The organism is Cyanobacteria bacterium GSL.Bin1, from assembly GCA_009909085.1.
GTDB lineage: Bacteria > Cyanobacteriota > Cyanobacteriia > Cyanobacteriales > Rubidibacteraceae > Halothece.
This window is the reverse complement of the sequence record JAAANX010000088.1, coordinates 1-18,182: the sequence shown is the minus strand read 5'-3', so window position 1 is coordinate 18,182 and position 18,182 is coordinate 1. Positions and strand designations below refer to the sequence as shown.

Sequence of the window (18,182 nt, the reverse complement as noted above, 5' to 3'; positions counted from 1 at the left end):
TCTGGGAACATCCCCCACATCCCACATAAAGATCAGTTTCCATATCTCTTTCAATAACAGCAGTGAATGTTGTCATACCAATTATGTAGAAACGGATTCATATTTAGCTTAGGAACAGACGAGAACAAATGTTTTTTCCTTCTTTCAGGATGAGGGATTATCACTTAATGCTTCAAATCCGGAAACGACATCCAGTAACTCAGAGGTAATTGCACTTTGACGTTGACGACGATATTCGGAAGTGAGATCACCAATGCGATCTTGAATGTTTTTCTCGGCTGACTGCATAGAAGATAAGCGACTGGAATTTTCACTGGCGAGAGAGGCAGCGGCGGCGCGAAAGAGGTAGAGAAAGAGATACTCGCGAATCAAAGCTGATAAAAATTCCTCTTCATCCATGGTTACGAGGGGAATTTCGTTAGTGGGCCAATTACGTTGACTCAGGGATTGCAACCAGTTGACGTCCAGCGGTAGGAGTTGAAACTGACGGGGATGATAGGTGGTTCCGGTGCTGGGTTCGTTGTAAAAGAGGATCACGCGATCAATCCCCTCGCGCACTTGCCATTCTTCAATGGCTAATAAAATTTCTGTGGTGAGGTCAACAATGCCATCAACAGCAGCAGGAACGGCAAATTGTTGATTAATCGGGTAATTTGCGCTTTCTAAAGAGGGAAGTAACCGTTCTCCCGCGATCGCGATTAAGGGTTCATTTTCCAATCCCAACTCTTCTAACTCCGACAGGGCAAAAGAGGCAATTCGCTCGTTGAACTGTCCGCACAATCCGCGATCTGAGCCAAAAATAATCGCTGCCACCCGCTGAAAGGCTAAGGGATGAGATTCCAGAACAGGAGGAATCAGGGATTGACTGGCAAAATGCCGTTGTTGGAGGAGAATTTGAAATCCCGTTTCAATACTGCGACTGTATTCCCCTAAAACATCGACAGCGCGTTCGTATTGACGAATACTCACCGCAGCTAGGGCTTTCATCGTTTTCACAACTGCTTGTAAATCTTCCACATGATGAATCGTGGCTTGCAGTGACTGGGCATTAGTCATGGTTGGTCTCCTGTTGCAGTTGGGTTGTCGCCTCCTTTAATGCTTGAGATAAGGCATCAATATCTTCTAATGCTTGAGATAAGGCATCAATATCTTCGTCATTCAACTTTTCTCCATTTTGAATTCGATCGCGCATTGGAGATAATTCCCCGTTCATCACTGCTTGTACCTCTGCTTCTGCTGCTTTAATCTGATCCAAGGCAATGTCATCAAATAACCCATTATTGACTGCAAACAAAATGGCAACTTGTTCCGCTGGCGTGAGAGATTTTGATTCTTTTTGTTTGAGCACTTCTCGCACCCGACGACCGCGTTCGAGGGTATGACGGGTTTGTTCGTCTAAACGGGTGCCAAAACGGGCAAAGACTTCTACTTCTTGGAACTGGGAGTAAGACAAGCGCAAATCAGAAGCCACTCGTCTGTAAGCGGGAAGTTGGGTTTTTCCGCCAACACGGGAGACCGATTTCCCCACATCAACTGCTGGCAGAATCCCTTGTTGAAACAAATTGGGGGAGAGATAAATCTGACCGTCGGTAATGGAAATCAAATTCGTCGGAATATAAGCGGATATATTCTGGGCTTGAGTTTCCACAATGGGGAGTGCCGTAAGGGAACCGCCCCCAAGTTCCGCTCGCAGATGGGTAGATCGTTCTAGGAGTCGGGAGTGAATGTAGAAAATATCGCCGGGATAGGCTTCTCGACCGGGTGGTCGTCGTAAAAGGAGGGACAGTTCACGGTAGGCCCAAGCGTGCTGGGTGAGGTCATCATAAATAATCAGGACATCCCGACCCTGATCGCGGAAATATTCGCCAATGGTTGTTGCGGCATAGGGGGTAATATACTTCAAGCCGGGCGGAGATTCCCCAGGGGCAACCACCACAACCGTGTAATCTATTGCTTTGTACTGTCGTAAGCGATCAATCACTTTTGCAACTGCTGCCCCTCGTTGCCCGATCGCGCAGTAAATACAAATGACATTGGCATTTCTCTGATTGAGAATTGTATCCACTGCAATGGCAGTTTTCCCAATTTGCCGATCCCCGACAATGAGTTCCCGTTGTCCCCGTCCGACAGGAATCAAGGCATCAATCACTTTAATCCCAGTTTGTAAAGGGACTTCTACCGGATCACGCTCCATAATCCCTCGCGCTGGACGTTCTGTGGGCCAGCGCTCACCGGTTTTAACCTCACCTTGATCATCCAAGGGGCGACCTAAGCCATCGACGACACGACCCAACAGTGCATCGCCAACCGGCACATCTAAAATGCGACCCAAACGGTACACTTTATCTCCCGCTTGCACATTTTCACTTTCGCCGAGGAGAATCACGCCAATTTCTTCAGCATCCAAGTTAAAGGCAATGCCCAGTAAACCGTTAGGAAATTCAATCAATTCATCAAGGCGTGCCCCAAATAGCCCGCTGACGGTGGCAATGCCACTGGAAACCGATTTAACGATTCCCACTTCATGGGTTTGTAAGGGAAATCGATACTGATCCAGCACGCTTTCCCATTGGGAGAAAGTGCTTTCAACTAGGCGAGTTAGGGAGGAATCATCTTCACTCATGGCTTAATCGTTGGATGGAGATTTACTATAAATTACTTGTGGGAAGAGGGTGACCAGTTACCAGTAGCCAGTGACCAAGTGCGCAAATGACTAATAACCAATGACCAATGACCAATGACGAATGACTAATAACTAATAACTAATGACTAATATTATTTGCAAACAGTTGGGAAAAGGTACGGTCTAAATTTTGGAGATAATCGTCAACATTCCATCCCACCTCATGATCGCCAAATCGCGCTTCAATGCCAAAGATTAAATCAGGATTCGTTTGAAACTCAATGGCGTTACTTTGGGTGAGGTTTTGTCGTTCAAAGGCAAGGGCAATTTTTTGGCGTTGGGTTGAAGATAGCTCAAAGCCACTCCAAACCACCACTTCCTGAATTTCCCCATTTTTGAGGTTAGACAGTTCACTCTTTTCATCATTACTCTGTTCTTTCAAGCGTTCTAGAAATAGCGCGATCGCCTGTTGTTCTAAATCAGCATCGGCTAAATCTCGCAGGACGCGCCGACAGATGGCAATGGTTTCTTCTCGGAGTTTTTGGCGCGATCGCGCGTAAAAAGAGTTCTGTTCTTGGCGCAGGGCTTCCTGCCATTGTTCCCGCCGTTGTTGAATTTCCTCCCGTGCCGATTGCCGCAACTCTTGACGCTTTTGTTCCGCTTCTGCTTTCGCTTCCGAGATTAAAGCATCGCGTTGTGCTTCGAGTTCCGCTTGTTGATCCCGATATTTCTGGGCTTCTTGTTGGGCTTTTTCTTCTTGTTCACGCGCATCATCCCAGCGTTCTTGCAGTTGCCGTTGGCGGTCATCCATCACCTGATTAATTGGTCGATACAAGAACCGCCAGAGCAAATACACTAAGATGATAAAGTTAACAATTTGCGCGAAGAACGTAAACCAATCGAATAACACGCTGTTACCCCCCTGCTTGGTTCAGAAAATGATTCCAGAACGGGTTGGCGAAAATCAGAATAATGGAAATAACAAAACAGTAAATTGCCGTTGATTCTACAAATGCCATCCCCACAAATAAGGTTCGTGTAATGGTATTCGCTTTATCCGGTTGTTGCGCCAACGCCCTTAAGGCATTTGCTAGGGCTAACCCTTCCCCAATCGCGGGTCCAATTGCGCCGAGACCAATCGTCAGTCCAGCGCTAATAATCGATGCAATGCCAATTAAACTGAGATCGCTCATCGTCTTCTTTAATCCTCTTCTTGATGTTTTGTTGTGCGTTGTGCCTGCATTCCCGAAGCAATGTAAACTAAGGCGAGAATCGAGAAGACATAGGCTTGAATGACCCCAACCAGCATCCCGAAGGCGCGAGTAATTGCCGGGAATATTAAAGGAACAAGAACCACTAAAATGCCAACCAGCAAACTGGTACTCATGATATTCCCAAATAAACGCACCGCTAGGGATAAGGTTCGGGAAAGCTCACTCATGATATTGAAGGGCAACATAATTGGCAGCGGCGAGATGTAAGTTTTGAGATAGTTCACAATCCCGACATTTTTAATTCCGTAAAACGGGACAGCGACTAAAACACAAATCGCTAAGGCAGCAGCGGTGGATAAGGATCCCGCCGGCGATTCGTAGTAAGGAAAGAGCGTCAAAACATTGGACACGCCAATAAATAAGAAGAGTGTGCCAATAAACGGTAAAAACTGTGTCGGTTCTTGACGAATGCCTTCTCGGATCTGCGTGTTCAGTTGCTCAACAATAATTTCTAAAGTATTTTGCCACCGGGAAACGCGATTGGGATCCACCACTAAATCACGAGTGGCAAGCCAAGAGGCAATCACTAAAATCAGCATCACCAGCCAGCTATAGACCAAAGTGGCGTTAATCACCAGCCAATCTTGTTGCCAAAATATAATATTGTCGGGACTAATTTCCATCGGGTGATCCCTCGCTGTTAGGTGCAGCCGTCAAACTTTAATTTTCCTCTTGATAGGGTTTCGGTTCCCAGCGTCGGATCAGCAGCGATCGCGCGATTAAAAACCCCAACAAGCAAAGCAGAACGTTAACCCAACCCCCTTGCGCGATCCAGTAAAATCCTAGACTGGCCAGTATTAAACGACCAAAATAACTGACTAGAAATAATCGCAGGGGCGCGCGTGTCATTGTGAGTCGTTGGGTTGTCTGCCAAAGCCCCCAGAAATAGAGACTCCCGAGAACAAACCCAAAAGGGATTGCCACGATTTTTTCCACAAATTCGCTTACCATTATGACTCCTCAACAAACAATTCTGATCTATCCTTAAACTATTCTGAATCTTCTTCTTCACTTTCGCTTTCTTGTTGCACCCAAAACCAGGCAATGAGGCAACCACAGACGAGCCCAATCAAAATAGAAATCAGGAGGATTCCTGGGGACAATTGGGGAAAAGCAGCATCTAAAGCAATCCCAATGGCAACGCCAATGAGCGTGGGAATGGCAACCGACCAGCCCACAATTCCCATCATGGCCAGTCCGAACCAAATGCCTTGTCGTTCTTCCTGTTCGCGGGCGCGACGGCGTTGCAATAATTTTTGTTTAATTTTTTCCTGAAACTGTTTGCGGGATTTTCCAGACGGTTTGCTATGGGATTCTGTATTCATGGCTATCCTCCTGAACCGTATAAATGTCTTCTAAAGTTCACTTCTAAGCGCGCGATCGCGGCACGGGTTTTCTCCTCAATTTCATCAAGACGGCGAAATTCTTCATCCACTAATCGTTCCAGTTCTTCTAAATCACTCCCGCCAATGGCGCGTTTAACCGAGACTAAAACGTCCTGCGCCGTTTTTACCAAAATGCCTTCATCCACCGCAATAAATTGTTCTTGATGATCCCTGTCATTAAAAGAGAGAATGCCTGGCACTAGGGAAGTGGCAAAATCAATGTGCTGGGGTAAGAGGACAAACGCCCCATTTTCTGCTTCTGCTGCTACTTTCCGCGCTTCTTGTTCCAGAAAAATCTTCGTCGGTAAAACGATTTTCAGTTGCATCATGTCGCCTTCGCCTCCCGTTGGACTTCTTGAATTGAACCCAACATATACAGCGCTCCTTCTGGCACATCGGCAAATTCATCATTGAGAATGCGCTCACAGCCGCTTAAGGTTTCTTCGAGGGTGGCGAGTTTTCCTTTTTTCCCTGTAAAGTGCTCCGTGGTGAAAAACGGTTGCGTTAAAAATCGTTCCAACCGCCGGGCGCGACCCACCACTTGTCGATCTTCTCGCGATAATTCTTCTAAGCCCAACATGGAAATAATATCTTTTAATTCTTCGTAGTTGGCTAAAGTCTGCCGAACCGCTTGAGCAATTTGATAATGATGGTCGCCGACAATGGTGGGATTCAACATTTTAGAACTCGATTGCAGGGGATCAACCGCCGGATATAACCCCTCACTTGCTCGTTTCCGGGAAAGGACAATCGAGGTGGATAAATGCCCAAAGGTATGTACCGCAGCCGGATCGGTAAAATCATCCGCTGGCACATACACCGCTTGCACCGAAGTAATTGCCCCACTGGCGGTATTAGAAATCCGTTCTTCAAAATCGGCGAGTTCTGTTCCTAGAGTCGGTTGATAGCCCACTCGTGAAGGGAGTCGTCCCAATAATCCGGACACTTCTTGTCCCGCTTGAATGAAGCGAAAGATATTATCAATCAGCAGTAAAACATCGCGCTTGGTGTCTTCTTGGAAATATTCCGCCATCGTCAACGCCGCTAAACCCACGCGAAACCGCGCCCCTGGGGGTTCATTCATTTGCCCAAAGACCATGACAGTATTCTCTAAAACCCCTGCCTCTTGCATTTCTCGGTACATTTCTTCCGCTTCGCGCACCCGTTCTCCAATGCCGCAAAAGAGGCTAATCCCTTGGTATTGCTTGACAATATTATTAATTAATTCCGTGATTAAGACGGTTTTTCCCACACCTGCACCGCCAAATAACCCACCTTTCCCCCCTCTTTCGAGCGGAGAGAGTAAATCAATCACTTTAATGCCCGTTTCCAGAATTTCAGAAGAAGTGGTATGTTGCGCGATCGCGGGGGGAGATTGATGAATCGAACGCCACTCTCCTCCCTCAATCGGATCTTTGCCATCAATGGTTTCCCCAAACACATTAAACACCCGACCCAGTAACTGTTCTCCCACTGGAACCTGTAACGGGACTCCCATATCGGTAACAGGTGAACTGCGAGATAAGCCTGAGGTTGAAGTTAGCGCTACACTTCTCAGGACATGAGCACTGAGATGATTCACCACTTCTAGGATCACTTCTCCCTGTTCGCCGGCTCGTAGCTGACTATAAATTTCCGGGAGGCGATCCGAAAAGCGCACATCGACCACAGTTCCTCGCAGCGCGACAATTTCTCCCTTCATCAGTCCCTGCTTCGTCGTGAGATGAGATTGCAACATGATCGATCGCCTCCCTTGACCACTGCCTTGTCTATTTTCATTCTAGTTGCGTTAAATGCTTAAATAAAAATAACGACTTTCAGTCATTGCAAGAAAGTTATGAAAATTAAAATTTATCAATCAGCACCAGAGCAATATGAGAGTAATTCTTCTGATTAAGGTTCACTTTTCTAATAATTTCATAACCCGCAAAATGATCATGGTCAACCCCAAGCCCATTAATCCTAGTTGCCAAAGCCCCAATCCACTGACAATCCCTAAAGCGGAAGAAATCCAAATTGCAGTTGCGGTAGTCAGTCCATGCACTTTATCTCGTTGTAAAATTGCCCCTGCACCCACAAATCCGACACCGGTTAAAATTCCCTGAATACTCCGCCCCACTAGGCTTTCATCTTGCTGACCAATTCCACTCTGTAACACGCCTAAAATCACTAAAGCTGCCCCTAAGCTCACCAACATGTTCGTTCGCAGACCAGCTGATTTACTTTCAAATTCACGATCCCAACCAATCATTCCTCCTAAAGCGATAGCAAGTATTAAACGAGCAGCAACCTCAGACCAAGGAAGAGGAGAAAGTACCGCAATTACGGGAGCGATCATTAGTTCATCCTTTTACAGCATTGAAACTGAGATCTCATATCCAATAACATCATAGAACTTGATTTTTGAAAGCTGAAACAAGTAATTCGTTACAAGCATTATTCCCAAGTCGATTCAGGACTAGCCAAAGTATTATTCTCAGATTATAGTAAATCTTGATTAGGTGATTACTTATATAGCAGTACGCAAGGAGGTTAGGACGTTTTAAGTGAATTAGTAGTACGACTGTCTCGGTTGCTAGCTTTTTGTAATGTCCTAACCTGAACCAGTAGCGCTATACACTAATATACATTCAGCAATCAATATTTATACTGATTATTATTGATTCAATGGAATTTAATCGTTTACTCTTTCTGATCCAAAGATCGCTGCTATGTCGACCCCTCACAGTAGCTGAAACCAAAGTCCTTGAACAAAGTTGGCAAGGATATAACTATAAACAGATGGAAGCGCTCAGTGGTTATAGTGAATGTTATCTCAAAGATGTGGGATCTCAGTTATGGCACGAACTTTCACAAAGGCTAGGGAAACGAGTTTCCAAAGGAAACTTTGGGTTTGTCTTGAGAGAATATGAGCTTTCTCAACAAAGAGAAAATGAACTAGCCTCATCCTTGAGTGCTTTGACAACAGACTCTTGTTCACAACAGGCTAGAGAAATGCTTTTTCCGGGAGGCGTTTTATCCGTTAATTCCAAGTTATATATTACACGTCCTCCAGTGGAAAGCCTTGCTTGGGAAGCAATTTACGATGCTAATTACTTAGTACGGATTAAGGGTCCGCAGCAAATGGGAAAAACATCATTACTGCTACGGGTAATGAATGAAGGTCAAAACTTAAATTATGGCCAAGTTTTTCTTGATTTCCAAGCAGCAGAGACTGAAATTCTCGCTTCTTTGGATCGGTTACTCTATTGGATTTGTTGTAATTTGATTGAGCAATTACAACTCCCTGTATATGTGGAAGATTATTGGGAAGATACCTTAGGAAGTACGTTTAGCTATCGTTATTTTCTAGAAAAAGGAGTTTTATCCCAGATCCAAACCCCTTTCCTGTTGATTTTCGATCAACTAGATCGAGTTTTTAAGTACCCAACAGTAGTGCAAGATTTTTTACCATTACTGCGTTCCTGCTATGAACTTTCAAAAAGTAATCAAGGGTGGCAAAAAATACGCCTCGTTTTGTCTTATTCTACAGAAATGTATATCCCCCTTCACTGGTCAAAATCTCCTTTTAATGTGGGATTACCGATTCAACTGTCTCCTTTCAATCTAGAACAGACATTAGAGTTGGCAAAACGTTATGGTTTTGAAGAGTGGAGGATCGATCAGGCACAACAAATCCTTGACTTTTTAAACGGACACCCCTATTTGCTAAATGTTGCCTTCTACCACTTGTCTCGGGGGGACCTCAATTTGACTCATCTTTTAAAGCAAGCTGAAGATCTCAATGGTATTTTTCGCCATCATCTACAGGGATATTTGACCATTCTAAAGCAGAATCGCGCTTTGCGAGAAGCAATGGAACAACTGTTAAAAACGGATCAGAGTTTAGAACTGGACGCGATCGCAGCTTACCAACTCGAAGGGTTAGGATTAATCACCATTCAAGGTCATAAAAGTCAAATCAGTTGTACCTTATACCGTCAGTATTTTGAACAACAATTATTAGGAATTGCCTAGAGGGTTATGGGGAGTGATTTTTTTTATCAAGTGGGTGGGGCTTTACCGACACAAGCTCCTTGTTATATTGAGCGAAACGCTGATCATCAACTGTTGCAAGCCCTGAAGGCAGGGGAATATTGTTATATCTTTGATTCCCGACAAATGGGGAAGTCTTCTTTATTGGTTCGATCGCGATCGCGCTTGGAAAAAGAAGGCTGCCGTTGCGTCTGGCTGGATCTCAGCATTATCGGCACTGAAAATATTACGCCGGAACGATGGTATCTCGGCATTGCCAGCGAACTCTGGTTACAGTTTGATCTGTTCGGTGCGGTTCACCTCGTCAGTTGGTGGCAAGAACAAGAGACGCTTTCTCCCGTGCAGAAATTGAGAGCTATTTTAGAACAGGTTGTTTTACCCCATTATCCCCAGCAAGCCCTCATTATTTTTATTGATGAAGTCGATAGCATTTTAGCCCTAGACTTTCCGGTCACTGACTTTTTTGCCTTAATTCGCTTTTGCTATAACCAACGAGCAATTAATCGGAACTATCAACGGTTAACCTTTGCTCTATTTGGAGTTGCGGTTCCCGGCGATTTGATTAATGACCCCAAACGTACTCCGTTTAATATCGGACGTTCCATTGCCTTAACTGGATTCCAGTGGCAAGAAGTTCAACCGTTGCTCACCGGTTTTCAAGGGTGGCAAAATCCAAAAACCATCATTAAAGCTGTTTTACAACAAACAGGGGGACAACCGTTTCTCACGCAAAAACTCTGCAAACTTCTCATAACAGTTGATCCAGACATGGTATCAGCAGGGGAAGAACAAGCCGGGGTTGAAACCATAGCGCGATCGCGCCTGATTGAACGTTGGGAATCCCAAGACGAACCGGAACATCTGCGAACGATTGCCGATCGTTTGTTGCGGAACTCAGAGCGAGTGGGACGCATCTTAGGCATCTATCAAAGACTGCTTGCTGGAGAACCCATTGCTAGCGATAACAGTCGAGAACAAATCGACCTGATCTTAAGCGGTTTATTAGTCCGAAAAGCGGGAACCTTAAAAATTAGAAATCCGATCTATCGAGCCGTGTTTAATGAAGATTGGGTGGCCCGACAACTGTCGCAACTGCGTCCCTATGCAGAAAACTTGCAGGCGTGGGAAACTTCCAATTATCAAGATACCTCTCGCTTATTGCGCGGTCAAGCCCTGATTGATGCTCAAACTTGGGCGCAGGGAAAAAGTTTGAGCGATCTCGACTATGAGTTTTTAAGCGCTAGTCAAACCGTTGATCGCCAAGAACTTCAGTTAAAGTTGGAAGCAGAACGAGCGCAAGCAGCCCAAACCGCCCTGCACCAACAAAAGCGGGTGAATCGTTGGCAACGTTTTGCCCTAGGCGGGATTAGTCTTGCCCTGATTTTTGTGGCAGGATTAGGCGCGATCGCGTCCTCTCAATATCGTCGCGCTGTGGTCAGCAATATCCGTTCTCTGGTTTCCGCCTCAGAAGGATTGTTTGCCTCAGAACGCCGTTTAGATGCACTTTTAGCAGCCATTCAAGCAGCCGTTCAAGCCCAAGGAGCCAATCTTGACCCAAGCCTCGCAACTGACTTAGATCGGGCTTTTCAGACCGCGATTTTTGGCATAGATGAGTTTAACCGTCTGCTTCATGATGGAGAAGCGCTGGATGTGGCTTTCTGTCCTCGCGTAGGTCGGAGACCGAGCCGTAGGCATCGCTGTCTGGCAACGGTTAGCGTTGAGGGAAACGTTAAACTTTGGCAACCCAATGGCACCTTAATCACAACCTTACCAATGGAAGTAACAACATTTAGCGTTGATATTAGCCCAGACGGTCGGAGCTTGGTAGCCGTTGATCTGGTGGGAAACCTGGCGTTGTGGAATATTGAAGATTTAAACGCAGTGCAGCAGGAATGGATGATTAAAGCCCATCAAGACCCAATTTGGAAAGTCAGATGGAGTCCAGACAATCAAACCATTGCCACCGCTTCCTCGGACACTGAGGTTAAACTCTTTTCGCGATCAGGGGAGTTGCTGCAAACGTTTACAGAGCCTAACAATCCACTCTGGAGTGTGGATTTTAATTCCACCGGGGAATTAGTTGCAGGGAGTATGTCGCGGGAAGCAACGGTTTTTATCTGGGAACGTTCAGGGAAATTGTTGCATCAATTTTCCGTTCATCCTGGGGGCGCGTGGGACATCAAATTTCATCCCCTGCGTCAAGAAATTATCTCTGCTGACGCTCAGGGAACGATTAGCTTTTGGCAACTTGACGGCACACTGCTGAAAACCATTCCCGCCCATGAGGGAGAAGTGTGGGGCATTGATTTAACGGCTGACGGCAAAAAAATCGCTTCGGTCAGTTTAGATGGCGCGGTGAAAATTTGGCAAGAGGATGGCGCTTTGCTGCGATCATTTCTTGGTCATCAAGCAGGGGGACGCAGTGTTGCTTGGCGTGATGATGAAAGCGCGATCGCGTCGGTGAGTGCGGATGGAACCGCACGGCTATGGCGATCAGAGTCGGAATTCTTAACTCGCAACTACGATCATCAAGGGACGATTTGGGAAATTAATTTTAGTCCCCATGGCAAATGGGTTACAACAGAAGCAGAACTGCTCCGACTGTGGAAACGGGAAGGAAACGCTTTAACTCAACCTCGGCGCTTAACAGAAGATTATGGGGGATCAGCGCAGTTTACCCCTGACGGTCAATCTATTCTGACCACAAATAACAAAAAAGAAATCACAGTTTTCGGATTGGATGGTTCAGTTCAAGCCACAATCGGTCCCTTATTTGCTTCCTCTTTCATATTGCTTGCCGATCCTGACGGTAAAGAAATTTTGTCTGGTTCCGAAGATGGCACCATCGAGCGCTGGGGGATGGATGGCACATTTCGCGACATTTTAGAGGGACAGGAAAGTCGGGTTTGGCGCTTGGCTTATAGCCCGAACCGTCAGTTTTTTGCCTCCGCCAGTCAAGATGGAACCGTTTGGGTGCGCGATCGCGCAGGGGAAGTGTTGCAGATTTGGGAAGGGCATGAAAGGGGGATTTGGGGCGTTGCCATTTCTCCTGACAGTGAAATGATTGCCTCTGCGAGTCAAGATGGAACGGTTCAACTCTGGACACCTGAAGGAGAATTATTACACAAATTAGAAGGGAAACACAATCAGCGTTTTAGTTCCGTTGATATTAACCCTGACGGGAAGATGATTGCTGCTGGGGGGGTGGATGGAACAGTCACCTTATGGTCATCGCAAGGGCAATATCTCACCACGCTTTATGGTCATAGCGCAAGCGTCATGGAAGTTAGTTTTAGTCCAGACGGGTTGCACTTAGCCTCTGGCGGAGACGGTACGACCTTAATTTTATGGAATTTAGACAAAGTAATGAATTTGAATCCCCTTGACTACGCTTGTTCTTGGTTGAAAGATTATCTAGAAACTTTAGACAACAGTCAACGGGAGGCCTTGTCAGTCTGTCACAATTTCAGTAGTCATTAGGAGTTAATTGATAAAGAGGAATTAAGAGTCAAGATCAAGATCCTAAAATAAAGGCTTGAATATATAAACTGTAAACTAAGCCAATTTTGAAGGTATTTACCACTTCAATCAATCCGGATCGGTTTTCACTATTCTGTCCAGAAGTTTGCCGATAAACCAACCAACTAATCACTTCAGTTAAAATGAGTAAAAGCGCCGCAACAACAATATCTAAACGTCCTTCCTGACCAGCACTCGTGACAATACTAATTCCCATAAAAATTCCGAGAAGTAAACTAATTAATAACGATGTTATTTTGCGCCAGGGATTGATAAAAAACTGACGAACTTGACCAGAGAGATTACTTAATAATAAATTTAAGCGGGTATTCTGCATGATTTTTGATGGGTGGAACTATTGTCTAGCAACAAGACATTATTATTCATTCCATCCCTCTTGCGGATTGAGGGAAAATAACGATTATCTATAATAGTATCGTGTTAGAGATGATGCCTTCTCAGAAAGAGAACACCTCTCTTCTCACTATTAATCATTGACAAATTTAAGAAATATCACCATGCAACTGATCGAGACCATTCGCATGGCCACTGCGACACTGACAGCCAATAAACTCCGTAGCAGCCTCACGATGTTGGGGATTGTGATTGGCAATGCCTCTGTGATTGCTATGGTTGGCATTGGACAGGGCGCACAGGAATTAGCCAAAAATGAGTTTCAATCTCTTGGTCCCAATACTTTATTTATTACACCCGGTTCTCGGGAAGAACGTCAAACCACCTTTGATCTTCCACAAACCCTAGTTTACGAAGATGCAAAAGCGATTGCTGAACAAGTGCCTAGTATTGAAGGCGTTGCGCCTCAAATTAGCAGTAATGAAGTGATTACGTACCAAGATAAAAATAGTAGTGATTCTGTTTTTGGGGTGACACCAGAATTTTTAAGTGTTCGCAGTTTTGAAATTGACAAGGGCCGTTTCCTTCGAGAGATGGACTTAGATAAAAATAGTCGTGTTGCCGTCTTAGGATCAGAAATTGCCGAACAGTTTTTTGGTTTAGATAATCCCATCGGGAAGCAAATTCGGGTTAAGAATTCAAGCTTTAAAGTAATTGGTGTAATGGAACCGAAAGGAGCATTTTTAGGGAATAATCAAGATGATACGGTTTATATTCCTCTTACTACAATGGCAAATCAAATTGTGGGCAGTCGATCTGTTTATGGGATGAATTTGACCTTTATTGCTGTATCTGCTAAGAATGAAAGCAGTATTCGGGCGGCTCAATTTCAAATTGAAAATTTACTCCGACTCAGACACAATCTTACCGGAGAAAATGATTTTACCGTCCAAACTCAGCAAGATATTCTCAATATCGTCGGAACGGTTACGGGTGGTTTAACGGCGATGCTAGCTGCGATCGCGGGAATTTCTCTTTTAGTCGGTGGCATTGGGGTGATGAATATTATGCTGGTTTCTGTTTCGGAACGCACCCAAGAAATTGGACTCCGTAAAGCATTAGGGGCCAGAGAAAAAGATATTCTCACTCAATTTTTGATTGAAGCAACCGTTCTGGCTGTTTTAGGGGGTTTCTTTGGGACGGTCATTGGCGGTGGAATTGTCATTGTTGCCGGCAGTATTTCTCCTTTACCGGCACAAATTTCTGTCCCGGCAGTTATTGTTGCCGTGAGTGTTTCGGCGGGAATTGGTTTATCCTTTGGGGTGATTCCGGCTCGTCAAGCCGCCAAACTGGATCCGATTGTGGCCCTAAGAAGTGTATAATGATCTCTGTTCACTGCCATTGTGATTGACTCCATTCGGTTAGTTTCTCCACTTTGCCATTATTCGCGAGTAGTGGATAATCCTTCAGGGTTAATTCTTGAAAGTTTTTTTCCCCGCCCTGACTTTCCTTTGCCATTTTTTCCACAATACTGGCTAAACGCAGGGCTTTTAACGCTTGTTCTCCACCAACAGAGGGTTGGTTTCCCCCGCGAACGCAACTGACAAAATGCTCTAATTCTGCATGAAGCGGTTCAATTTTACTGGTATAAACCTTTTCAATAAGTCCATCTTGACGATATAAAACCTGTCCATAGTTGGTGGTGTAATCGGCAGTGGTTTGACGATGAATCAGAATTTCATTATTTAAGAAATCGGCTTCAATTAAGGCATTTTTACAATGGGCAGAAATATTGCGAATTTTACGATGGGTAATTTTGCTCGCAGTTAATGTCGCGATCGCGCCATTAGCAAATCTTAAAGTGGCAGTGACATAATCCAAATAACCATCCTCTTCCGCTTTCGTCCCGGTTGCGGTTAACTTGACCACTGGGCTAGCGGTTAACTCTAATAATAAATCAATATCGTGAATCATTAAATCGAGGACAACTGAAACATCATTGGCCCGTTGGGAATAAGGACTCATGCGATGGGCTTCTACCGCTAGCAAGTCTTCCGTTTTCAAAACATTACTCAATTCTTGAAACGCAGGATTAAAGCGTTCAATATGGCCCACTTGTAGAATACAATTATTTTCTGCCGCTGCATTGACCAAGAATTCAGCTTCTTCAATACTCGCCGCGATCGGCTTTTCAATTAAAACATGAACCCCGGCATTTAAGCAGTGCAATCCCACTTGATAATGTAATCGGGTAGGCACAGCAATACAAACTGCATCCACACAAGCTAACAAATCCTGATAATCTTCAAAAAAGCGCACCCGGTACTTACTGGCAATATCGAGTCCACGAGTCACATTAATATCAGCAACCCCATACAACTCCACATCCTTGAGTAAACCTAGAACCCGAGTATGGTGTTGTCCCATATTGCCAACCCCAATCACTCCGACTCGCAATGACTGATTGCCATGACGAGACGAATGATCCGTCTCTAGTTCTTCTTGCGAAACCCCATTTTGATGACTCACGTAAAAAAATCCTCCACCACACAAATAACAAAAAACTTTAGTTTCTCTAGCAGAATAAACGTTTTACCCCAGATTAAGCAAAAATTCCGCGAAAAATGTCAAAAAACCTGCCAGAGGCATTATCCGTAAACAGACTTAACCCCTGTAAAGAACCTGTGTCAGTTTTTTTGCTGTCCATCAATTGATCATGGAAGTAGTGATAATGGATAATAGATTACGATTGGTCACTCGTCATTGGTTACTTAGGCCAAGGACAAAGAACGAATAATGTAAAGATGTTTCTAACAACCAATAACCAATAACAAAAATGCTTAGAGCAGGAATTGTCGGACTCCCAAACGTCGGTAAATCAACCCTTTTTAACGCCCTTGTTGCCAACGCAAAAGCAGAAGCAGCTAATTTCCCCTTCTGTACGATTGAACCGAATGTGGGAGTGGTTGCTGTTCCTGATGAACGTCTAGACGTACTGGCTGAAATTTCCAATTCCCAGCGCATTGTTCCCACCCGCATCGAATTTGTAGACATTGCTGGGTTAGTGCAAGGGGCGAGTCAAGGGGAAGGACTGGGGAACCAGTTTCTGGCCAATATCCGCGAAGTGGATGCCATTGTTCATGTGGTGCGTTGCTTTGAAAATGATGATATTGTCCATGTTTCGGGTTCGGTGGATCCGGTGCGTGACATTGAAGTGATTAATTTAGAATTGGCTTTAGCTGATTTAGCGCAAATTGAGCGACGCCTTACTCGCACGCGTAAAGAAGCGAAGAAAAATAAAGACGCACAAATTGAATTAGAACTGTTAGAAAAACTGGCAGCTGTAATTAATGAAGGAAAAACCGTTCGCCAAGTCGAACTCACAGAAGATGAAGAAGCGATCATCAAACCCCTTGGTTTACTAACCAAAAAACCGATTATATACGCCACGAATGTTTCCGAAGATGATTTAGCCACTGGCAATCAATGGGTGGAACAAGTACGAGAATTAGCACAGCAAGAAAAGGCATCAGTCGTTGTGATTTCTGCACAAGTCGAATCAGAACTCATTGAATTGTCAGAAGAAGAAAAAACAGACTTTTTAGAGTCTCTCGGTGTTCAAGAAGGAGGATTACAGTCTCTGATTCGGGCAACCTATGAGTTATTAGGACTTCGTACCTATCTCACAACCGGCGAAACTGAAACGCGCGCTTGGACGATTCGTGCGGGAATGAAAGCTCCCCAAGCAGCCGGTGTGATTCACTCTGACTTTGAACGCGGATTTATTCGTGCTGAAACGATTAGTTATGAAAAATTAGCAGAATTAAAATCTCTAGCCGCAGCTAAAGAAAAAGGTCTAGTGCGTTCAGAAGGGAAAGATTATGTGGTGCAAGAAGGCGATGTGATTGAGTTTCGCTTTAATGTTTAAATTAGGGTCTGCTGAAAGCCAAGCACTAAACTGATTTCTACAGCAGCGTCAGACGGTCTTGGTGCAACTTAAATTTTCTCCTTCCAATGCAGCCAGCTAGACCAACCACTCCCCTTGGCTGGTCTTTTTTTGGCAGCGCGATCGTCACTAAAATGAAAGTATGACCTGGCAAGAACACTGTCATCTATGAATATTTCAACTCCCATTTTAGAAAACGGAGATCGACTTTCCCGTTATGAATTTGAGCAATATTATCAAAAAATGCCTCACCTCAAAAAGGCAGAATTAATCGAAGGAAAAGTTTACATGGCATCTCCTCTCAGATTTGAACCTCATGCTGAACCTCACGCCAATCTAATCGGATGGCTTTGGAACTATAAAATTGCAACACCTGGGGTTCGTTTAGGAGATAACGCCACGATTAAACTAGATTTAGACAATGAACCTCAACCTGATGCTGTTTTGCTCTTTGATTCTAACCGTGGCGGTCAAACTTCCATTGATGAAGAGGGTTATATTGTTGGTGCGCCAGAGATGGTGATCGAAATTGCAGCCAGTAGCGCTTCTATCGATCTCTATGAAAAAAAACAAGTTTATCGTCGTAATGGGGTTAAAGAATATCTAGTGTGGCGAGTGATGGAACAACAGTTGGATTGGTTTTACTTGCAACAAGGAAATTATTTGTCTGTGACTCCTAATGACAAAGGAATTGTTTACAGCCAAGTTTTTCCAGGCTTATGGTTAAATCAAGTCGCTTTAATTGCTGGGGAAATGCAACAGGTCATGATGACGCTACAAGAGGGATTAACCAGTAAAGAACATCAACAATTTTTGCAATGATATTGCTCTTCCGATAGATCTAATTTGAAGAGAGGGCTAGTGCGCTCAGAAGGGAAAAATTATGGGGTGCAAGAAGGAGATGTGATTGAGTTTCAATTTAATATGTAACTGCCGAGGTAGTCGAATCTAGACGAAAATAATGACCTCACCTCGGAGAACCTGGGTTAAAACTTGCAGAAGATTGCGACCTTGTTTTCTAGCTGTAGAAAGAACTGAACGAATTT

At 44.6% G+C, this 18,182-nt stretch carries 18 protein-coding genes and 1 pseudogene; 6 read left to right on the top strand and 13 right to left on the bottom strand.

What is annotated here, in order from left to right:
* Positions 1–144: 144 nt before the first annotated feature.
* The 10 genes from GVY04_11405 to GVY04_11360 all read right to left on the bottom strand — a co-directional run bounded on the left by GVY04_11405 (position 145) and on the right by GVY04_11360 (position 7,620).
* Positions 145–1,056, bottom strand: coding sequence for a F0F1 ATP synthase subunit gamma (locus GVY04_11405; GenBank protein ID NBD16713.1), 912 nt, complete (start codon positions 1,054–1,056; stop codon positions 145–147).
* Entirely contained in the window at positions 1,049–2,623 is a 1,575-nt protein-coding gene (locus tag GVY04_11400; GenBank protein ID NBD16712.1) for an alternate F1F0 ATPase, F1 subunit alpha, read from the bottom strand. The genes GVY04_11405 and GVY04_11400 overlap by 8 nt, the downstream gene beginning before the upstream one ends.
* 139 nt (positions 2,624–2,762) lie before the next feature.
* Positions 2,763–3,533, bottom strand: coding sequence for a F0F1 ATP synthase subunit B (locus GVY04_11395; protein NBD16711.1), 771 nt, complete (start codon positions 3,531–3,533; stop codon positions 2,763–2,765).
* A gap of 4 nt (positions 3,534–3,537) precedes the next feature.
* Entirely contained in the window at positions 3,538–3,816 is a 279-nt protein-coding gene (locus GVY04_11390; GenBank protein ID NBD16710.1) for a F0F1 ATP synthase subunit C, read from the bottom strand.
* Positions 3,817–3,824: 8 nt separating this feature from the next.
* A complete protein-coding gene (locus GVY04_11385) occupies positions 3,825–4,520 on the bottom strand; it encodes a F0F1 ATP synthase subunit A (GenBank protein ID NBD16709.1) in 696 nt (231 codons plus the stop codon).
* A 37-nt stretch (positions 4,521–4,557) separates the two neighbouring features.
* Positions 4,558–4,848 carry an ATP synthase subunit I gene (locus tag GVY04_11380; GenBank protein ID NBD16708.1) on the bottom strand — a complete coding sequence of 97 codons (291 nt, stop codon included), beginning with the start codon at positions 4,846–4,848 and terminating at the stop codon, positions 4,558–4,560.
* 38 nt (positions 4,849–4,886) lie between these two features.
* Positions 4,887–5,222 carry a hypothetical protein gene (locus GVY04_11375; protein ID NBD16707.1) on the bottom strand — a complete coding sequence of 112 codons (336 nt, stop codon included), beginning with the start codon at positions 5,220–5,222 and terminating at the stop codon, positions 4,887–4,889.
* Between the two features lie 2 nt (positions 5,223–5,224).
* Complete coding sequence (locus tag GVY04_11370) at positions 5,225–5,608, bottom strand: F0F1 ATP synthase subunit epsilon (GenBank protein NBD16706.1); 384 nt, start codon at positions 5,606–5,608, stop codon at positions 5,225–5,227.
* The gene (locus GVY04_11365; GenBank protein ID NBD16705.1) at positions 5,608–7,020 is read right to left on the bottom strand and encodes a F0F1 ATP synthase subunit beta; all 1,413 of its coding nucleotides are present in this window, start codon (positions 7,018–7,020) and stop codon (positions 5,608–5,610) included. Before GVY04_11365 ends, GVY04_11370 begins: the two co-directional genes overlap by 1 nt.
* Before the next feature lie 162 nt (positions 7,021–7,182).
* Positions 7,183–7,620, bottom strand: a complete 438-nt coding sequence (locus tag GVY04_11360; GenBank protein ID NBD16704.1) for an MgtC/SapB family protein — start codon at positions 7,618–7,620, stop codon at positions 7,183–7,185.
* 329 nt (positions 7,621–7,949) lie between these two features.
* On the opposite strand from GVY04_11360, the gene GVY04_11355 reads away from it, so the two are divergent.
* The gene (locus tag GVY04_11355; protein ID NBD16703.1) at positions 7,950–9,299 is read left to right on the top strand and encodes a hypothetical protein; all 1,350 of its coding nucleotides are present in this window, start codon (positions 7,950–7,952) and stop codon (positions 9,297–9,299) included.
* Between the two features lie 6 nt (positions 9,300–9,305).
* Positions 9,306–12,797 (top strand): hypothetical protein, encoded by a 3,492-nt coding sequence (locus GVY04_11350; GenBank protein ID NBD16702.1) that lies wholly within the window; start codon positions 9,306–9,308, stop codon positions 12,795–12,797.
* 34 nt (positions 12,798–12,831) lie between these two features.
* Here GVY04_11350 and GVY04_11345 read toward each other — a convergent pair whose 3' ends face one another.
* The gene (locus GVY04_11345) at positions 12,832–13,173 is read right to left on the bottom strand and encodes a DUF565 domain-containing protein (GenBank protein ID NBD16701.1); all 342 of its coding nucleotides are present in this window, start codon (positions 13,171–13,173) and stop codon (positions 12,832–12,834) included.
* 181 nt (positions 13,174–13,354) lie between these two features.
* Here GVY04_11345 and GVY04_11340 point away from each other — a divergent pair, with 181 nt between their 5' ends.
* Positions 13,355–14,572, top strand: a complete 1,218-nt coding sequence (locus GVY04_11340) for an FtsX-like permease family protein (GenBank protein ID NBD16700.1) — start codon at positions 13,355–13,357, stop codon at positions 14,570–14,572.
* 130 nt (positions 14,573–14,702) lie between these two features.
* On the opposite strand, the pseudogene GVY04_11335 reads toward GVY04_11340, so the two are convergent.
* Positions 14,703–15,647: pseudogene (locus GVY04_11335) on the bottom strand (Gfo/Idh/MocA family oxidoreductase).
* Positions 15,648–16,026: 379 nt separating this feature from the next.
* Between GVY04_11335 and ychF the strand changes: the two are divergent.
* Positions 16,027–17,118, top strand: coding sequence for a redox-regulated ATPase YchF (gene ychF, locus GVY04_11330; GenBank protein NBD16699.1), 1,092 nt, complete (start codon positions 16,027–16,029; stop codon positions 17,116–17,118).
* A gap of 37 nt (positions 17,119–17,155) precedes the next feature.
* Here ychF and GVY04_11325 read toward each other — a convergent pair whose 3' ends face one another.
* The gene (locus tag GVY04_11325) at positions 17,156–17,302 is read right to left on the bottom strand and encodes a hypothetical protein (GenBank protein NBD16698.1); all 147 of its coding nucleotides are present in this window, start codon (positions 17,300–17,302) and stop codon (positions 17,156–17,158) included.
* Positions 17,303–17,304: 2 nt separating this feature from the next.
* Between GVY04_11325 and GVY04_11320 the strand changes: the two genes are divergently transcribed.
* Both GVY04_11320 and GVY04_11315 read left to right on the top strand, forming a co-directional pair.
* On the top strand, positions 17,305–17,958 hold the full coding sequence (locus GVY04_11320) for a Uma2 family endonuclease (GenBank protein ID NBD16697.1): 654 nt from the start codon (positions 17,305–17,307) through the stop codon (positions 17,956–17,958).
* 24 nt (positions 17,959–17,982) lie between these two features.
* A complete protein-coding gene (locus GVY04_11315) occupies positions 17,983–18,066 on the top strand; it encodes a DUF933 domain-containing protein (GenBank protein ID NBD16696.1) in 84 nt (27 codons plus the stop codon).
* The last annotated feature ends 116 nt before the right edge of the window (positions 18,067–18,182 follow it).

Coding starts and splice junctions, on each gene's coding strand:
- GVY04_11405 (NBD16713.1), bottom strand. CDS start 1,056: ATGACTAATGCCCAGTCACTGCAAGCCACGATTCATCATGTGGAAGAT.
- GVY04_11400 (NBD16712.1), bottom strand. CDS start 2,623: ATGAGTGAAGATGATTCCTCCCTAACTCGCCTAGTTGAAAGCACTTTC.
- GVY04_11390 (NBD16710.1), bottom strand. CDS start 3,816: ATGAGCGATCTCAGTTTAATTGGCATTGCATCGATTATTAGCGCTGGA.
- GVY04_11385 (NBD16709.1), bottom strand. CDS start 4,520: ATGGAAATTAGTCCCGACAATATTATATTTTGGCAACAAGATTGGCTG.
- GVY04_11380 (NBD16708.1), bottom strand. CDS start 4,848: ATGGTAAGCGAATTTGTGGAAAAAATCGTGGCAATCCCTTTTGGGTTT.
- GVY04_11375 (NBD16707.1), bottom strand. CDS start 5,222: ATGAATACAGAATCCCATAGCAAACCGTCTGGAAAATCCCGCAAACAG.
- GVY04_11370 (NBD16706.1), bottom strand. CDS start 5,608: ATGCAACTGAAAATCGTTTTACCGACGAAGATTTTTCTGGAACAAGAA.
- GVY04_11365 (NBD16705.1), bottom strand. CDS start 7,020: ATGTTGCAATCTCATCTCACGACGAAGCAGGGACTGATGAAGGGAGAA.
- GVY04_11360 (NBD16704.1), bottom strand. CDS start 7,620: ATGATCGCTCCCGTAATTGCGGTACTTTCTCCTCTTCCTTGGTCTGAG.
- GVY04_11355 (NBD16703.1), top strand. CDS start 7,950: ATGGAATTTAATCGTTTACTCTTTCTGATCCAAAGATCGCTGCTATGT.
- GVY04_11350 (NBD16702.1), top strand. CDS start 9,306: ATGGGGAGTGATTTTTTTTATCAAGTGGGTGGGGCTTTACCGACACAA.
- GVY04_11345 (NBD16701.1), bottom strand. CDS start 13,173: ATGCAGAATACCCGCTTAAATTTATTATTAAGTAATCTCTCTGGTCAA.
- GVY04_11340 (NBD16700.1), top strand. CDS start 13,355: ATGCAACTGATCGAGACCATTCGCATGGCCACTGCGACACTGACAGCC.
- ychF (NBD16699.1), top strand. CDS start 16,027: ATGCTTAGAGCAGGAATTGTCGGACTCCCAAACGTCGGTAAATCAACC.
- GVY04_11325 (NBD16698.1), bottom strand. CDS start 17,302: ATGACAGTGTTCTTGCCAGGTCATACTTTCATTTTAGTGACGATCGCG.
- GVY04_11320 (NBD16697.1), top strand. CDS start 17,305: ATGAATATTTCAACTCCCATTTTAGAAAACGGAGATCGACTTTCCCGT.